18 protein-coding genes, 2 tRNA genes and 1 other RNA gene are annotated in these 14,258 nt (G+C 67.5%); 12 read left to right on the forward strand and 9 right to left on the reverse strand.

The window, feature by feature from the left end:
- A partial coding sequence (locus tag EVS83_RS15510) for a peptidyl-prolyl isomerase family protein (protein ID WP_484029698.1) occupies positions 1–714 on the forward strand: 714 nt, incomplete at its 5' end.
- Positions 715–856: 142 nt separating this feature from the next.
- Here the strand turns inward: EVS83_RS15510 and EVS83_RS00005 are convergent.
- From EVS83_RS00005 to gloB, 3 genes are all read right to left on the reverse strand, one after another.
- The gene (locus EVS83_RS00005) at positions 857–1,651 is read right to left on the reverse strand and encodes an enoyl-ACP reductase FabI (RefSeq protein WP_133498291.1); all 795 of its coding nucleotides are present in this window, start codon (positions 1,649–1,651) and stop codon (positions 857–859) included.
- Positions 1,652–1,722: 71 nt separating this feature from the next.
- On the reverse strand, positions 1,723–2,871 hold the full coding sequence (locus EVS83_RS00010; protein WP_133498293.1) for a lytic transglycosylase domain-containing protein: 1,149 nt from the start codon (positions 2,869–2,871) through the stop codon (positions 1,723–1,725).
- The gene (gloB, locus tag EVS83_RS00015; RefSeq protein WP_133498295.1) at positions 2,868–3,650 is read right to left on the reverse strand and encodes a hydroxyacylglutathione hydrolase; all 783 of its coding nucleotides are present in this window, start codon (positions 3,648–3,650) and stop codon (positions 2,868–2,870) included. Before gloB ends, EVS83_RS00010 begins: the two co-directional genes overlap by 4 nt.
- 284 nt (positions 3,651–3,934) lie before the next feature.
- Here gloB and rnhA point away from each other — a divergent pair, with 284 nt between their 5' ends.
- Both rnhA and dnaQ read left to right on the forward strand, forming a co-directional pair.
- A complete protein-coding gene (gene rnhA / locus EVS83_RS00020; RefSeq protein WP_133498297.1) occupies positions 3,935–4,417 on the forward strand; it encodes a ribonuclease HI in 483 nt (160 codons plus the stop codon).
- 74 nt (positions 4,418–4,491) lie between these two features.
- Entirely contained in the window at positions 4,492–5,229 is a 738-nt protein-coding gene (gene dnaQ, locus EVS83_RS00025; RefSeq protein ID WP_133498299.1) for a DNA polymerase III subunit epsilon, read from the forward strand.
- A 3-nt stretch (positions 5,230–5,232) separates the two neighbouring features.
- Here dnaQ and EVS83_RS00030 read toward each other — a convergent pair whose 3' ends face one another.
- Together EVS83_RS00030 and EVS83_RS00035 are read right to left on the reverse strand one after the other, a co-directional pair.
- On the reverse strand, positions 5,233–5,937 hold the full coding sequence (locus EVS83_RS00030; RefSeq protein ID WP_133498301.1) for a PP2C family protein-serine/threonine phosphatase: 705 nt from the start codon (positions 5,935–5,937) through the stop codon (positions 5,233–5,235).
- A 193-nt stretch (positions 5,938–6,130) separates the two neighbouring features.
- Positions 6,131–6,221, reverse strand: a tRNA-Ser gene (locus EVS83_RS00035).
- 103 nt (positions 6,222–6,324) lie between these two features.
- Between EVS83_RS00035 and EVS83_RS00040 the strand changes: the two genes are divergently transcribed.
- Positions 6,325–6,729: a DUF6165 family protein gene (locus EVS83_RS00040; protein WP_133498303.1), complete on the forward strand. Its 405-nt coding sequence runs from the start codon at positions 6,325–6,327 to the stop codon at positions 6,727–6,729.
- Between the two features lie 6 nt (positions 6,730–6,735).
- Here the strand turns inward: EVS83_RS00040 and EVS83_RS00045 are convergent, their stop codons facing one another.
- Positions 6,736–7,791: a glycosyltransferase family 9 protein gene (locus EVS83_RS00045; RefSeq protein WP_133498305.1), complete on the reverse strand. Its 1,056-nt coding sequence runs from the start codon at positions 7,789–7,791 to the stop codon at positions 6,736–6,738.
- Between the two features lie 19 nt (positions 7,792–7,810).
- On the opposite strand from EVS83_RS00045, the gene EVS83_RS00050 reads away from it, so the two are divergent.
- From EVS83_RS00050 to EVS83_RS00060, 3 genes are all read left to right on the forward strand, one after another.
- Positions 7,811–8,551: a 3-deoxy-D-manno-octulosonic acid kinase gene (locus EVS83_RS00050; RefSeq protein ID WP_133498307.1), complete on the forward strand. Its 741-nt coding sequence runs from the start codon at positions 7,811–7,813 to the stop codon at positions 8,549–8,551.
- On the forward strand, positions 8,548–9,315 hold the full coding sequence (locus EVS83_RS00055; RefSeq protein ID WP_133498309.1) for an MBL fold metallo-hydrolase: 768 nt from the start codon (positions 8,548–8,550) through the stop codon (positions 9,313–9,315). Before EVS83_RS00050 ends, EVS83_RS00055 begins: the two co-directional genes overlap by 4 nt.
- A 62-nt stretch (positions 9,316–9,377) precedes the next feature.
- Positions 9,378–9,659: a hypothetical protein gene (locus tag EVS83_RS00060; RefSeq protein WP_133498311.1), complete on the forward strand. Its 282-nt coding sequence runs from the start codon at positions 9,378–9,380 to the stop codon at positions 9,657–9,659.
- A gap of 25 nt (positions 9,660–9,684) precedes the next feature.
- On the opposite strand, the gene ffs is transcribed toward EVS83_RS00060, so the two are convergent.
- Together ffs and EVS83_RS00070 are read right to left on the reverse strand one after the other, a co-directional pair.
- An RNA gene (gene ffs / locus EVS83_RS00065) (signal recognition particle sRNA small type) lies at positions 9,685–9,781 on the reverse strand.
- Positions 9,782–9,829: 48 nt separating this feature from the next.
- Positions 9,830–9,922, reverse strand: a tRNA-Ser gene (locus tag EVS83_RS00070).
- A gap of 155 nt (positions 9,923–10,077) precedes the next feature.
- Between EVS83_RS00070 and dnaX the strand changes: the two genes are divergently transcribed.
- The 5 genes from dnaX to EVS83_RS00095 all read left to right on the forward strand — a co-directional run bounded on the left by dnaX (position 10,078) and on the right by EVS83_RS00095 (position 13,663).
- A complete protein-coding gene (gene dnaX / locus EVS83_RS00075; protein WP_133498313.1) occupies positions 10,078–11,865 on the forward strand; it encodes a DNA polymerase III subunit gamma/tau in 1,788 nt (595 codons plus the stop codon).
- A gap of 30 nt (positions 11,866–11,895) precedes the next feature.
- Positions 11,896–12,222 (forward strand): YbaB/EbfC family nucleoid-associated protein, encoded by a 327-nt coding sequence (locus tag EVS83_RS00080; RefSeq protein WP_133498315.1) that lies wholly within the window; start codon positions 11,896–11,898, stop codon positions 12,220–12,222.
- A gap of 64 nt (positions 12,223–12,286) precedes the next feature.
- On the forward strand, positions 12,287–12,883 hold the full coding sequence (gene recR / locus EVS83_RS00085; RefSeq protein WP_133498317.1) for a recombination mediator RecR: 597 nt from the start codon (positions 12,287–12,289) through the stop codon (positions 12,881–12,883).
- Between the two features lie 13 nt (positions 12,884–12,896).
- Complete coding sequence (locus EVS83_RS00090; protein ID WP_208108657.1) at positions 12,897–13,247, forward strand: histidine triad nucleotide-binding protein; 351 nt, start codon at positions 12,897–12,899, stop codon at positions 13,245–13,247.
- A gap of 2 nt (positions 13,248–13,249) precedes the next feature.
- Complete coding sequence (locus tag EVS83_RS00095) at positions 13,250–13,663, forward strand: DUF3052 family protein (RefSeq protein ID WP_133498321.1); 414 nt, start codon at positions 13,250–13,252, stop codon at positions 13,661–13,663.
- Positions 13,664–13,738: 75 nt separating this feature from the next.
- Here EVS83_RS00095 and EVS83_RS00100 read toward each other — a convergent pair whose 3' ends face one another.
- Positions 13,739–14,227: a Slp family lipoprotein gene (locus EVS83_RS00100; protein ID WP_133498323.1), complete on the reverse strand. Its 489-nt coding sequence runs from the start codon at positions 14,225–14,227 to the stop codon at positions 13,739–13,741.
- Positions 14,228–14,258: the final 31 nt, after the last annotated feature.

Below are 14,258 nucleotides of genomic sequence, written 5' to 3' on the forward strand. Positions count from 1 at the left end.
ACGACGTCGAAGATCGTCGACGCGGTGCTGAAGAATCCGTCGTCGCTCGGCCCCGCGGCGCGCGTCGTCGGCGTGCCGGTGCTGACGGCCGGCCCGATCGCACGCGGGCAGGGCACGGGCGTGCTCGCCAACCCGCTGGTGCAGCGCACGGCGTTCTCCGAAACCGCGATCGGCCAAGGCATGGTGTCCGACCCGATCGACGTCGGCGCCAACCACAGCGTGCTGCTGCGCGTGACCGCGCACGCCGCCGCGCGTCAGCTCACGCTGGCGGAGGTGCGCGATCGGGTGGTCGCGGCGGTGCAGGCCGATCGCCTGATGAAGGCTGCACAGCGCCGCGCGGATGCGGTGCTGGCGCAGGTTCGCGCCGGTCAGTCGCTGGCGCAGGTCGCCGCCGCGCAGGGCCTGCCCGAGCCGAAGCCCGTCCTCGGCGTGCCGCGCAGTGCGAACGTCGCCGCGCCGGGCGTCACCGACGCCTTCTTCGCCGCCTATGCGCCGAAGGGCAAGGTGGCGGCGGGATCGAAGGTGCTGCCGGATGGCCGCGCGCTCGTGTTCGTCGTCGATACGATCAAGCCGGGTACGGCAGCGGACGCGGGTGGCGACATCACCACGCTTGGCCGCCAGATCGGCCAGCTGCACGGTCTGGTCGACTTCGAGGCGGCAGTTCGTGCACTGCGCCACGGCTACAAGATCGAGGTCAACGAGTCGAACCTCTGATTCGAACTCGTCGTGTGATTTCGGACGGCCCGCGAAAGCGGGCCGTTCGCGTTTCCTGGCGTGCATGGCGGGCGCGACGCAACGAAAAAGCCCGGCGCGTGCCGGGCTTCGTCGTGCAACGTATTAATAAGAATCGCGATGATCAGTCGTCGTCGCCGATGCCCGTCATGCCAAGGATGTTGTAGCCCGAATCGACGTACGTCACTTCGCCGGTGATGCCCGCGGCGAGGTCGGAGCAGAGGAAGGCGGCGGCGTTGCCGACATCCTCGATCGTCACGCTCCGACGCAGCGGCGCGTAGCTCTCGAAGTGGTGGAGCATCTTCCGGAAGTTGGCGATGCCGGCAGCGGCGAGCGTCTTGATCGGGCCCGCAGAGATCGCGTTGACGCGCGTGCCTTCCGGGCCGAGGTTGAGCGCGAGGTAGCGCACCGTCGCCTCGAGGCTGGCCTTGGCCACGCCCATGACGTTGTAGTTCTGCAGTGCGCGCTCGGCGCCCAGGTAGCTCAGCGTCAGGATCGAGCCATTGCGGCCGGCCATCATCGGGCGCGCCGCCTTGGCGAGTGCCGCCAGCGAATAGGCCGAGATGTCGTGCGCGATGCCGAAGTTCTCGCGGGTCAGGCCGTCGAGGAATTCGCCCTCGATCGCCTCGCGCGGCGCGTACGCGATCGCGTGGACGAGGATGTCGAAGCCGTCCCAGCGCTTGCCCAGCTCCTCGAAGCACTGCGCGATCTGCTCGTCGGAGGTGACGTCGAGCGGGATAACGATGTCGCTCCCGTACTCGGCGGCGGCCGCTTCGACGCGCGACTTGAGCTTGTCGTTCTGATAGGTCAGCGCGAGCTCCGCGCCCTGGGCGCGCATGGCCTCGGCGATGCCGGTGGCGATCGAACGCTGGCTCGCGATGCCCGTGATGAGTGCGCGCTTGCCCTGCAGGAAACCCATGTGCTCTCCGTTCTGGCGCCCGCTCAGGTGGCGGGCGGGCGCCGTAGTGTGCCCGCGCGGGCGCCCGGAGGCTACTTCGCGGCCAGCGAGTCGACGGCGAGGACCATGCCGGGTGCGAGCAACTTGCCGCCCTTGAGGCTGCCGTTGAGCGTCAACAGGTCGGCCACCGACACCTTGTAGCGGCGCGCGATCGTCCAGAGGTTCTCTCCGACGGCCACCACGTGCTTGCGCGGCGCGTTCGAGATGGCGGCGACCGCATTCACGACCGGCGACGTCGCGGCTGCAACCGGCGCGGCCGGTGCTGCGGAGGCCGACACCGACGCGTTCGATCCGGCCGGCGACGCAGCCGCGGGAACCGGCACGGCGTCGCCGACCGTCTTGCCGAGCGACGCGGCGGCCGAACCCGGCGCGAAGATCGCCGGCATCGAGACCGCGGCCACGACCGGCGCATTCGGCTCAGACTTGGACGGCTTCAACGCGATCATCGTGTCGGACGCCGGCGTCGGGCCCAGCGTGCGGATCGGGCGATCGAGCGAGGCGAGGAAGCGGGGCTGCTTCTCGGCTTGGGCGATGACGCAGGAAATCGCGTGCAGCTTGTCGTCGTACGACGTCGTGATGCCCGACAGGCCTGCGAGTGCCTGTGGATTGGCGGTGCGCGGCGTCTGGCCGGCGCGCTTCATCGCGCCGAACACGCGGTACTCGCCCGCGTTATAGGCCATGACCGCCAAGCGCCAGTTGCCGCCGAACATGCCGTGCAGGGTCTTGAGGTAACGCACCGCCGCCTTGGTGGAATCGACCGGCGACATGCGGCCGTCGTAACCGGCGCGCATCGGGACGTCATGGTTGCGGGCCGTCGTGCCGATCATCTGCCAGAGGCCGGCCGGGCCGGCGCCGCTGCGGGCGCTCGGCTTGTAGCCGCTTTCCACGAACGGGATCAGCGCGTACTCGGTGGGCAGGTGCGCGGCGCGGACCGATTCGACGACGTGGCCGAACAGCGCGAGCGTGTCGGAATCGCGGTCGGACAGGCGCTCCGGTGCGTGCGAGAACTGCTTGGTCCAGCGCGACGGCTCGGCCGGGCAGGTCGGCTCGGCGAGACCGCTGCGGAAGTGTTCGAACACCTCGCGACCGTTGCGCGTATCGGCGGCATGCGCCGAGGTCGACGCGAGCGCGAGCGTGGACGCGAGCGCCAGAGCGCTCGTCTTAATAAGAAGAGTGTTCATGCCGCGAACCCGTCCTTCCACGCACGAAGCGTGGCGAAGGTTTCGACACGATCAGCGGGTGCACGGCCCAGGCGGCGCGCGGCGGCGTCGATGACCGCCGGTTCGTCGCAGCGCAGGAACGGGTTGCACGCCCGCTCGTCGCGGACGGTGCTCGGCAGAGTCGGCTGTTGAGCGTCTCGCATGGTCTTGGCCTCCTTCGTGCGGCGTTGGAGCGCCGCGTTGTCCGGATCGACCACCGCCGCGAATGCGGCATTGGCCAGCGTGTACTCGTGCCCGCAGCAGACCCGGGTTTCGGGCGGTAACGCTGCGAGCCTCCCCAACGAGGTCTCCATCTGGACGGCGTCGCCTTCGAACAGGCGGCCGCAGCCCAGGCTGAAGAGCGTGTCGCCGCAGAACAGCACCGGCGCGTTGCCGGCCGTCTCGACGACGAAAGCGATGTGGGTGCGCGTGTGCCCGGGTACGGACATCACGTGGATGGACCAGTCCTCGATCTCGAACGTGTCGCCCTCGGCGACGTGCGTCATCGGGACATCGATGCGGTCATCGGCCGGTCCGAAGACCGGAGTTCCGGGCCACCGATGCAGAAGCGGCGCGGCGCCGGCGACGTGATCGGGGTGGTGATGCGTGAGGAGAATCGCCGCAGGCGAAAACTCGTCGTTGTTGGCGGCGTCGAACACCGGGTGAGCTTCGCTGGGATCGACCACCAGCGCTCGGCCCTGATCGTTGCGAAACACCCAGATGTAGTTGTCGACGCGCGCAGGCAGCGGCTGCAATCGCATTGGCAAGTACCTCCGTCGGTTAGTGCCACCTCAGCGTGATGCCTCCTGAATACGCTGAACGGCTGCGGTGCTGGTCCCGAAGAAGGGGCGACCTTGCCGACGTGAATTCCCATCGTCAACCCGCGGTGACCGTGACGAAGACCCCTCACCGGCCGGAGACCTTGAGCAATCCGGCCTAAATGCCTGATTCAACAGCCGCCGAGGCCGTGCGCTCGCGTACGGATCCGCTCCGACGAGCGGTCGCGGGGCAGGGCGTTGCACAATGGCGAATGGCACGATTTCCGATGAACGAGTCCCTGAACGACCTCAAGGCGGTCCAGATCCACACGGATGGCGCCTGCGTCGGCAACCCCGGCCCGGGCGGCTGGGGGGCACTCCTGCGTTACAAGGCCAAGGAGCGCGAGTTGTCCGGCGGCGAAGCGGCCACGACGAACAACCGCATGGAGCTGATGGCCGCGATCCGCGCACTCGAAACGCTGACCGAAGCGTGCACGGTCGACCTCTACACCGATTCGCAATACGTGCGACAGGGCATCACCGAATGGATGCCGGGCTGGGTGCGTCGCAACTGGAAAACCGCGGGCGGCGATCCGGTCAAGAACCGCGATCTGTGGGAGCGATTGCATGCGGCGACGCAGCGTCATCGCATCTCATGGCACTGGGTGAAAGGCCACAACGGCGATCCCGACAACGAGCGCGTCGATGCGCTCGCACGTGCGCAGGCGCTCGCGTTCAAGAACGGCGCCGGCGCGACGATCGAACCGTGATGCATCGCGCGGCGCGCACACGTCTCCGAGACGCGCGCCCGTTACGCTAGTCGCAACGACGTCCGGACACACCGATGCGCCAGGTCATTCTCGACACCGAAACCACCGGCCTCAGCTGGGAGCGCGGCTGCCGCGTCGTGGAAATCGGTTGCGTGGAATTCGTCGAGCGCCGTCCGACCGGTCGCACGTTCCATCGCTATCTCAATCCGGATGTCGACTTCGAACCCGGTGCGTCGGAAGTGACGGGCCTGACGCTCGATTTTCTTTCCGACAAGCCGCGCTTCGCCGAAGTCATCGACGAGTTCCTCGAGTTCATCGACGGTGCCGAACTCGTCATCCACAACGCAGCGTTCGACATCGGTTTTCTCGACAACGAACTGCGCCTCTGCGGCACGCATTACGGTTGCATCGCGCATCGGTGCCGCGTGGAGGACACGTTACTGCTCGCGCGCAAGCGCTATCCGGGGCAGCGCAATTCGCTCGATGCGTTGTGTCGTCGTCTCGGTGTCGATAACGCACATCGCCAGTTGCACGGCGCGTTGCTCGACGCGCAACTGCTTGCCGAGGTCTACATCGGGCTGACGTCCGGTCAGACGGATCTGGGATTCGGCGACGCCGTGGTCGAAACGGCGAACGACGCGCTCCCGTTCGAGATCGACCTCAGCCGACCGCGCCCGCGCGTGCTGGTGACCGCCGACGACATCGCCGCGCACGAGTCGCGGCTCGCGGTGCTGCGCAAGAAGGCGGGCACGGCGATGTGGGATCGGATCAGCGAAGCCGCCGGCGGCGACGAGACGCTCGCGCCTGCGTAAGCGTTACGCGCGGCGGATCAGCACCGCCGTGATGTTGTCCGAACCGCCACCGTCGAGTGCCGCGGCCACGAGCGTTTCGGCGCATTCCTGCGCACTGCAGTCCTGACGCGCGAGCACCTTCGCGATCGCGCGATCGTCGACTTCCTCGGTCAAGCCGTCGCTGCACAGAAGAAGCTGCATGCCGGGGCGCAGCTCGCCCGTCATCGTCTCGACGTTGAGGCTCTTCGGGTCGGTGACACCCAGCGCCTGCGTAACGACGTTGCGGTGCGGATGGCTGCGCGCCTGTTCCTGCGTGAGCGCACCGTTGGCGATGAGTTCCTGCACGTAGCTGTGATCCTGCGACAGCTGCAGCAGCTGACCTTCGCGCCAGAGGTAGACGCGGCTGTCGCCGACCCACGCCACTTCGAAACGCTCGCCCTTGATGCGCGCGGCGACGACGGTGGTGCCCATCGGCAATGCGTCGTTGCGACGGCGCGACATCGAGATGATGTCTTCGTCGGCGATACGGATCGCCTGCGCCAGCGGCGTGCCGTCGCGCACTTCCCGAACGATGGTGTCGCGTGCGAGTGCGCTAGCGACTTCGCCGTACTCGTGGCCGCCCATGCCGTCGGCCACGAGCCACAGGCCGAGCTCGCCGTCGGCGTAGTACGTGTCTTCGTTGAGTTCGCGACGCAATCCTGCGTGGGTGAGATGTCCGTATTCGATCATGGGGTCACGCGAGGGCCGGCGGCTTTCCGAATCATCCGTGCCGCGCGCGGCGAGGGCAAGGCGGCAAAACACCCAACCCGGTCCGCGGCCGGTGCAGGATCGATTCGGCGTTGATGCTTCATGGCGATGGCATCCGGGCTGGGCGATCGCGGGCGAAAAAAAAGCTCCCTTGCGGGAGCCTTTTTTTCAAATCTGGCGGAGAGGGAGGGATTCGAACCCTCGGTGCGCTATAAACGCACGCCTGATTTCGAGTCAGGTACATTCAACCACTCTGCCACCTCTCCGGTGGCCAGCGGGAGCACCGCTGGGCCGTGAATGATACGGCCCCGGCCGGGCGGCCGACAAGGGCGGCGCTACACTGTCGCCCCCCGTATTCCGAGGCTGCCCATGTCCGAGATCCTGGTGCCGGTGTCGTTCGGCGAGCTGCTGGACAAGATCGCGATCCTGCAGATCAAGTCCGAGCGAATGAAGGACGAGGCCAAGCTCGCCAACGTCCGCAAGGAGCTGGCCGCGCTGGAGAAGACCTGGATGGCGCATCCGGCGGCCGGCAAGGACATCGTCCGGCTGCGCGCCGATCTCAAGGCCGTCAACGAACGCCTCTGGGAGATCGAGGACGACATCCGCGTCAAGGAAAAGCGGCAGGAATTCGACGGCGAATTTATTCGCCTCGCGCGCGCGGTCTACTTCGAGAACGACGAACGCGCCCGCATCAAGAAGGACATCAACCTCGCGCTGGGCTCGGCCTACGTCGAGGAGAAGTCGTACGAGGACTACCGTCAGCCGTCGGCCTGACGTGCGTTACGCGTTGTCGGCGACGTAGCGCTCGAACGCGGCGGTCGCGTCGTCGACGGTGATGAGGTCCATGACGCCGTCGAACTCGATCTTCGTGCCCCACTTGATCTCGCTCGCCGGTCGCTTGAGATACCGACGCGCCGCATCGTCGTAGCGGTCGACGCAGTAGCGAACGTCGCTGTACGGGCCGCTGCGTAGCGGGTTGCTCGCGGCATGCAGGCCCAACACCTTCGTGCCCATCGCGTTGGCGATGTGCATGGGGCCCGAGTCCGGCGTCATCACGAGGTCCGCGCGCGCCAGCAAGGCCGGCAGCTGCTTCAGCGTGTCCTTGCCGATGAGGTCGAGCGCCGCGTGCTTCATCGCGGCGAGGATCGCGTCACCGGTCGTGCGTTCGAGCTTGCTGCGGCCGCCACACAGCACGATGCGCCAGCCGCGCTCGGCCGCATGATCGGCCACCGCCGCGTAGCGCTCGCTCCGCCAGTTGCGGCGTACGTGGCTGGAGCAGGGCGAAATCATCAAGGTGCGACGACCGTCGTCGGGCCACTGTGCGGCGGCCCAGTCGAACGCGTCGGCCGGCACGGGCATGTCCCAATGGACGGGAAGCGGCGTCAGCCCGAGCGGCTCCGCGAAGCTGCCGATGGCCTCGAGTACATGGATGCCCGGGCGATCGGCGATGCGTTCGCGGATGAAGAGCCCATGCAGATCCTTCGAACGAGAGCGGTCGTAGCCGATGCGCCGGCGCGCGGGCACGAAGGCCGACAACAGGTTCGCGCGCGCCGCCACCTGCATCTGCAGCAGTGCGTCGAATCGCTGATCGAAACCGCGCCGCATCGCGCGCATGCCGGCGACGCCGCTCTTCTTGTCGTACTCGATGAAGTCGACGCCCGGAAGGCCGTCGAGGAGTCGATGCTCGCCGCGTCCGATGATCCAGCTGATGCGCACGTCGGAAATCCCTGCGCGTAGCGTGTTGATCAGTGGCAACACGTGGGTGACGTCGCCCAGCGCCGACAGGCGCAGCAGGCAGACGTGCGCGCCGGGTGGAAGCGGAAGAGGGCGTGTCATGCGCTGATAGACTCCGGTCATGGCGACCGCGCATGCCGACGACGCACGGATCGAGTTCGACGGCCTCGAAGGCCGCGGCGCGATTGTGTTCGACCCCGAACGCACCGGACAAGCGACACCGGGCTGGTTCGACCCCCGCACCTGGGGCGATCGCGCGCGGCCGGTCGCGACCGGTGGCCGCGGTGCGGCCTGGTTCGTCGACGCGCCGTTCGGTGCATGCGTGTTGCGACGCTACCGTCGGGGCGGCCTCGCGGCGCGGCTGAGCAGTGCCAGTTATCTGTGGCACGGCGAGGCGCGCGTGCGCAGCGTGGCCGAGTACCGTCTTCTCGAAGAGGCGCAGCGTCGCGGCATTCCGGTGCCGACCCCGCTCGCCGCGTTCTACGAACGAAGTGGGCTGCGTTACCGCGCGGCGATCCTCATCGAGCGCCTTCGCAACGTCGAAACCCTCGCCGCGCTCGCAATGGAAGGCGACGCGCCGTGGGTCGAAGCCGGTCGCCTGATCGCGCGCATGCATCGCGCCGGGCTGGATCACGCGGATCTCAACGCCGACAACCTGCTGTTCGACCGCAATGGCGCCGGCTGGGTGATCGACCTGGATCGTGGCGTGTTCCGCACGATCGGCAACGGCTGGCGGCAGCGCAACCTGTCGCGGCTTCATCGATCGCTGCTGAAGCGACGCGGTGTGCGTGACGTCGGCGAGGTCGAAGAGGATTTCATGCGACTGCACGACGCCTACGAGCAGGCCTGGAGCGCGCCATGAGCGAGTGGACCCTTCGCCTGCACGGCGTCGGCAATGCCGCGGCGGTGACGCTCGGTTCGGCGATGGCGACGATCGAACGCGGTGGTCGCCCATGGCTGACGATCGACTGCGGCGGCGAAGGGCTGACCGCCTACCAGTCGACCTACGGCGAGTCGCCGCGCGCGTTGTTCATCACGCATGCGCACCTTGATCACGTCGCCGGGTTCGAACGCCTGTTCGTCGATGCGTTCTTCAACGACGCGAAGCGCGGCAACGTCGTCGTTTACGTGCCGGCTCCGCTCGTGCCGTTGCTGCATCAGCGCATCGCTGCGTATCCGAACGTGCTCGCTGAGGGCGGCGCGAACTTCTGGGATGCGTTCCGGCTGGTGCCCGTCGGTGACGCGTTCTGGCACGACGGCGTGCGTCTGGAAGTGTTTCCGGCGCGACACCATTGGCCCGATACGGCGTTCGGGCTGCGCCTGCGCGGAAGCGTCGTGTGGACCGGCGATACGCGGCCCATTCCCGAGATGCTTGCGCGTCATGCAGGCGATGCGGAACTCGTTGCGCACGACTGCGGGCTGCACGGCAATCCATCGCACAGCGGCATCGACGATCTCGAGCGCGAATATCCGCGCGAGTTGCTCGATCGCTGCATGCTCTACCACTACGCGAGCCCGGCCGACGCCGAAGCGCTTGCGTCGCGCGGTTATCGTGTCGGGCGACCGGGCGAAGTCGTGCCGCTGGCCGAACCGACCGCGGAACGCGCAGAACCCTGGACCGGCTGACCATCGCGCCGCGCTTACGGCCGGCCGGTTAGCCTGCCGGCCGTTCGATCTGCGAGGTCGTCATGTCCAAACGTCGCCATCGTCTTCGTGTCTTCCTGACCGAACCCGGCCGCATCGAGCTGGGCACCTTGCTGACGCCGTGGATGCGCGTCGGCTCGGCGTTCGGCGCGTACGTCGAATGCCGCAAGGTGGATCTCGACGGCACCTACGTCGAGCTCACGCTCGACCTGCAGGCCGATGACGACGACAGCGTCGACGTGAAGCTATCCGTGCCGCACCACTGCATCGCCGGCGTGCTGGACACCGGCGACTTCGAGGCGTTCGCGTCGCTCTACGCGGACTGATTCGTCGGGTTCTGAAAGGGCGATGACCCCGCCGGCTGACCTCGGCGCCCGCATCAGTCGATACCGTTGCTGCCTTCCGGCCCTGGCGGGGTTTTCGACCTAGCGTCGCGAGGGGCCGACGGGGCCACCATAGAGACGTTCGAGACGCGGCGAACCGACGTGTCGGAAATTGGCGGAGAGAGGGGGATTCGAACCCCCGAAGCGCGGTTTAGACGCTTACACACTTTCCAGGCGTGCTCCTTCAACCACTCGGACACCTCTCCGCACCTGGCCTGAATACGGCCTCCGGCCGCCTTCAGGGCCGGTGATTCTACGCTCCGGCGGCCCGCAGCCACAAGGCGCGCACGGGGTGCGACAGGCCTCTGGCACAATCGTTCGACCTCGCCGCACGCGCCGGCGACCCGTCTTCCGGAACCGCATGTCCTATCTCGTTCTTGCCCGCAAATGGCGTCCGAAGCGTTTCGCCGAGCTCGTCGGGCAGGAGCACGTCGTCCGCGCGCTGACCAACGCGCTCGACAGCGGTCGCGTGCACCACGCCTTCCTGTTCACCGGCACCCGCGGCGTCGGGAAGACGACGATCGCGCGCATCTTCGCGAAGTCGTTGAACTGCGAACGCGGCACGTCGGCCGACCCGTGCGGCGAATGCAATTCCTGCCGCGACATCGACGCCGGCCGCTTCATCGACCTCCTCGAGATCGACGCCGCGAGCAACACCGGCGTCGACGACGTCCGCGAAGTCATCGACAACGCGCAGTACATGCCGAGCCGCGGCCGGGTGAAGGTCTACCTGATCGACGAAGTGCACATGCTGTCCAAGTCGGCCTTCAACGCGTTGCTCAAGACGCTGGAAGAGCCGCCGGGCCACGTGAAGTTCCTGCTCGCAACGACGGACCCGCAGAAGCTGCCCGTGACGGTGCTGTCGCGCTGTCTGCAGTTCAACCTCAAGCGCTTGGACGAGGAGCAGATCCGCGGCCAGATGCGGAAGATCCTCGAGGCCGAGCAGATTCCGGTCGAAGACGGTGCGATCAAGCAGCTCGCGCGTTCGGCCGACGGCTCGTTGCGCGATGGGCTTTCGCTGCTCGACCAGGCGATCGCGTACACCGGGTCGCAGCTGACCGATGCGGGCGTTGCCGCGATGCTCGGCACGGTCGATCGCGGTCGCGTCGGCACGCTGCTCGATGCGTTGTCGGCGGGCGATGGTGCCGCGCTCATGGCGGAAATCGAGCGGCTCGGCGAGTTCTCGCCCGACTGGGACGACGTGCTCGAAGCCGTCGCGGAATCGCTGCATCACGTGCAGGTGCGCCAGCTGGTGCCGGGCGCCGTGATCGAGGTCGACGGCGTGGCGATCGATGCGCTGGCCGATGCGATTCCGGCCGAAGTCGTGCAGCTCTGGTACCAGATGGCCTTGAACGGCCGTCGCGACCTTCCGCTCGCGCCGAGCCCGCGCGCGGGCTTCGAAATGGTGCTGCTGCGGATGCTCGCGTTCCGTCCGGGGGCAGGCACCGCGTCGACGAATGCGGGTGCGCCGCGTGCCGAACGCATGCCGCCGTCGCGTGCACCGGGCGCTGCCGCGGCTGCGGCGCGTGAGGCGCTCGATGCCACGCCGGCACGTAGCGCTGCACCCTCCACGCAACCGGCGGCGAATGCGGAGCCGATGTCACCGGCTGCGCCGGCGCCCGTGGCCAACGCAACAAGGTCGAGCGCGAACGATGACCAGGCGCCTGTCGTTCGCGATGCATCGCCGGCGCCGGTGGAAGCTGCCGCGACGCCCGAGCCGCAACCGAATGCCAATGCGCGTTCCGCGTCGGGCGATGGCGGCCTGTCGGACGCCCATGCATGGCGCGAATGGGTCGAGACCTGCGAACTCCGCGGCCCCGCACGCCTGCTGGCCGAGCATGTGGGCTTCGTCGGTTGCAGCGACGGTGTCGTGCGTCTGTCGATCGAACCGTCGGACGAGCACCTCAAGGGCGCGGCGATGGTGAAGATGCTGGCCGACGCTCTCGCGTCGCGTTTCGGTCAGGCGCCGCAGGTGCGCTTCGAAGCGCCGTCGCAGGCTGTCGACTCGGTGCGCGTGCACGCCGATCGCGTGCGCGACGCCAAGCAGGCCGCTGCCCAGCGCGACTTCGAACAGCATCCCGATGTGCAGCGGCTCGTCGCCGCCGGCGGCCGCATCGTCCCCGAATCCGTGCGTCCGCTCGACCGCTGACGCCACCCCATTCGTTACGGAGTAGATCTCATGCGTGGAAACATCGCCCAGATGATGCAGCAGGCGCAGAAGATGCAGGAAAACCTGCAGAAGGCGCAGGAAGACCTGGCCAAGCTCGAAGTCACCGGCAACGCCGGCGCGGGCATGGTCAGCGTGACGATCACCGGGCGCATGGAGTGCCGCAAGGTGCGCATCGATCCGAGCGTGATCAGCGATCCGGAGATGGCCGAAGACCTCATCGCCGCGGCGTTCAACGACGCGGTCAACAAGGTCAATGCGGAGTCGCAGTCGCGCATGTCGGCGGCGACGGCGGGCATGCCGCTTCCGCCGGGCATGAAGCTTCCGGGGATGTTCTGAGCGTCGGCGTCATACGCATGTGCGATGCGTTGAACGGCGGGCATAACCGCCACGGAACGATCCGATGAGCACGCTGCTCGACCAGCTGATCGAAGCGCTGCGCGTGCTGCCCGGCGTCGGCACGAAGTCCGCGCAGCGCATGGCGTATCACGTGCTCGAACGCGAACGCGCCGGGGGGCGCCAGCTTGCGAAGGTGCTCGCGGAAGCGGTCGAACGCATCGGTCACTGCGAACGCTGTCGCGACTTCAGCGAGAACGCCGTCTGCGACGTCTGCGCGAGTCCATCGCGCGACGTCGACCAGCTCTGCGTCGTGGAAACGCCAGCCGATCGTCTCGCGATCGAACAGGCCACGGGCTATCGCGGCCTGTACTACGTCCTGCAGGGGCGTCTGTCGCCGCTCGATGGCATCGGCCCGCGCGAACTCGGTCTCGATCGACTGAGTGCGCGGTTGGGCGAGGGCGAGGTGCGCGAGCTCATCATCGCGACGAATCCGACCGTCGAAGGTGAGGCGACGGCGCACTACCTCGCGCAGCTCGCACGCCAGCAGGGCGTAACGCCGAGTCGCCTCGCGTACGGCGTGCCGCTCGGCGGTGAACTCGAGTACGTCGACCGTGGCACGCTGTCGCACGCGTTCGGCAGCCGCAGCGAAATCCGGGAGTGATGCGATGAGCGATATCGACACGACGATCTTCGGCAAGATCATCCGTCGCGAAATTCCGGCGGATATCGTATACGAAACCGATGATGTGATCGCCTTTCGTGACATCGCGCCGAGCGCGCCGGTGCACGTGCTGTTCGTGCCGAAGACGCCGATCGCATCGCTCGATGCCGCAAAGCCCGAACACGCGGAACTGCTGGGCCGCCTGCTGCTCGCCGTCGCCGATTACGCGCGTCAGCAAGGTCTACAGAAAGATGGCTATCGCGTCGTGACCAATTGCGGCGCGCACGCCGGGCAGACCGTGTTCCAGTTGCATCTGCACCTGCTGGCCGGCGCGCATCTCGGCGGCTTCGGCGCACATCGCTGACGATGGCTACGGCGGCGGGTTACTCCGGTAAGCCGCTTGCCGCCAAGCTCGGTTATGCGCCGTCGATACGCGTGCTGCTGATCGATGCGCCGGTGGACTACCAGTCGCTCCTGGGCGATATGCCGTCCGGCGTGACCTTCGTAGCGAAACCCGGCGCGGGTGTACGGATCGCGCACGTGTTTTCAACGTCGCTCAGCGATCTCGCATCGCGTCTGGCCGACCTCGCATCGCAGTTGCCTGCGGACACGCCGATCTGGGTCTCGTGGCCGAAGAAGGCGTCCAAGGTGCCGACCGACATCACGGAAGACCGCATCCGCGACGTCGCGTTGCCGCTCGGCCTCGTGGACGTCAAGGTCTGTGCGGTCGATGCCGTCTGGTCCGCGCTGAAGCTCGTGCGTCGAAAAGCGCTGCGCTGAATCGGAACACGCGTGACGCGAAACGAAAAGCCCGCCATCGAGGCGGGCTTCTTCGTTGCGGTTACGGCGTATCGATCACCACCAGCCCCACCACGGCCACGGCGCCGGACGCTCGACGACGTCGACGCGATCGCGCACCGGCCAGAGGTAGACGACGTCGGCCGCCACGCGCGGCACACGGTAGTCGTACTGGCCGATGCGGCGGTTCTCAAACCCGTCGACGTGGCCGGTAAACGTTACTTCGCGATTCTTTTCGAACACGGCGGGGTCGTAGAAGCCACTGCGACAGGCGATGAAACGACCGCCGACGTCGTCGGTCGCCCAGTACGGACGCCCCGTCGCATCGAGTTGCGTCGAGATCATCTGGAAGCAGGTGCGGTTCGTCTGCGGTTCGACTTCGACAATGCGGCCGCCCCAGCGGACGGTGGCGCCGGCGCTGTCGCGATCCGCCGCTTCGCGCGGCGTGATCGGCGTGTACTGCCCCTGCAACGGTTGCGGCAGCGACGCACAACCCGCGAGGGCGAGGGCGAGCGTGCCGAGTGCGATGGTGGAACGAATGGTCATTGCGGTCTCCGGACGGGAGCGCGTCCAGCGC

The organism is Cognatilysobacter terrigena (assembly GCF_004361065.1).
GTDB classification, from domain to species: domain Bacteria; phylum Pseudomonadota; class Gammaproteobacteria; order Xanthomonadales; family Xanthomonadaceae; genus Cognatilysobacter; species Cognatilysobacter terrigena.

What these genes read in the sequence shown, in the direction of transcription:
- EVS83_RS00005 (WP_133498291.1), bottom strand. Translation starts at nt 1,651, where the DNA reads ATGGGTTTCCTGCAGGGCAAGCGCGCACTCATCACGGGCATCGCGAGC.
- EVS83_RS00010 (WP_133498293.1), bottom strand. Translation starts at nt 2,871, where the DNA reads ATGAACACTCTTCTTATTAAGACGAGCGCTCTGGCGCTCGCGTCCACG.
- gloB (WP_133498295.1), bottom strand. Translation starts at nt 3,650, where the DNA reads ATGCGATTGCAGCCGCTGCCTGCGCGCGTCGACAACTACATCTGGGTG.
- rnhA (WP_133498297.1), top strand. Translation starts at nt 3,935, where the DNA reads ATGAACGAGTCCCTGAACGACCTCAAGGCGGTCCAGATCCACACGGAT.
- dnaQ (WP_133498299.1), top strand. Translation starts at nt 4,492, where the DNA reads ATGCGCCAGGTCATTCTCGACACCGAAACCACCGGCCTCAGCTGGGAG.
- EVS83_RS00030 (WP_133498301.1), bottom strand. Translation starts at nt 5,937, where the DNA reads ATGATCGAATACGGACATCTCACCCACGCAGGATTGCGTCGCGAACTC.
- EVS83_RS00040 (WP_133498303.1), top strand. Translation starts at nt 6,325, where the DNA reads ATGTCCGAGATCCTGGTGCCGGTGTCGTTCGGCGAGCTGCTGGACAAG.
- EVS83_RS00045 (WP_133498305.1), bottom strand. Translation starts at nt 7,791, where the DNA reads ATGACACGCCCTCTTCCGCTTCCACCCGGCGCGCACGTCTGCCTGCTG.
- EVS83_RS00050 (WP_133498307.1), top strand. Translation starts at nt 7,811, where the DNA reads ATGGCGACCGCGCATGCCGACGACGCACGGATCGAGTTCGACGGCCTC.
- EVS83_RS00055 (WP_133498309.1), top strand. Translation starts at nt 8,548, where the DNA reads ATGAGCGAGTGGACCCTTCGCCTGCACGGCGTCGGCAATGCCGCGGCG.
- EVS83_RS00060 (WP_133498311.1), top strand. Translation starts at nt 9,378, where the DNA reads ATGTCCAAACGTCGCCATCGTCTTCGTGTCTTCCTGACCGAACCCGGC.
- dnaX (WP_133498313.1), top strand. Translation starts at nt 10,078, where the DNA reads ATGTCCTATCTCGTTCTTGCCCGCAAATGGCGTCCGAAGCGTTTCGCC.
- EVS83_RS00080 (WP_133498315.1), top strand. Translation starts at nt 11,896, where the DNA reads ATGCGTGGAAACATCGCCCAGATGATGCAGCAGGCGCAGAAGATGCAG.
- recR (WP_133498317.1), top strand. Translation starts at nt 12,287, where the DNA reads ATGAGCACGCTGCTCGACCAGCTGATCGAAGCGCTGCGCGTGCTGCCC.
- EVS83_RS00095 (WP_133498321.1), top strand. Translation starts at nt 13,250, where the DNA reads ATGGCTACGGCGGCGGGTTACTCCGGTAAGCCGCTTGCCGCCAAGCTC.
- EVS83_RS00100 (WP_133498323.1), bottom strand. Translation starts at nt 14,227, where the DNA reads ATGACCATTCGTTCCACCATCGCACTCGGCACGCTCGCCCTCGCCCTC.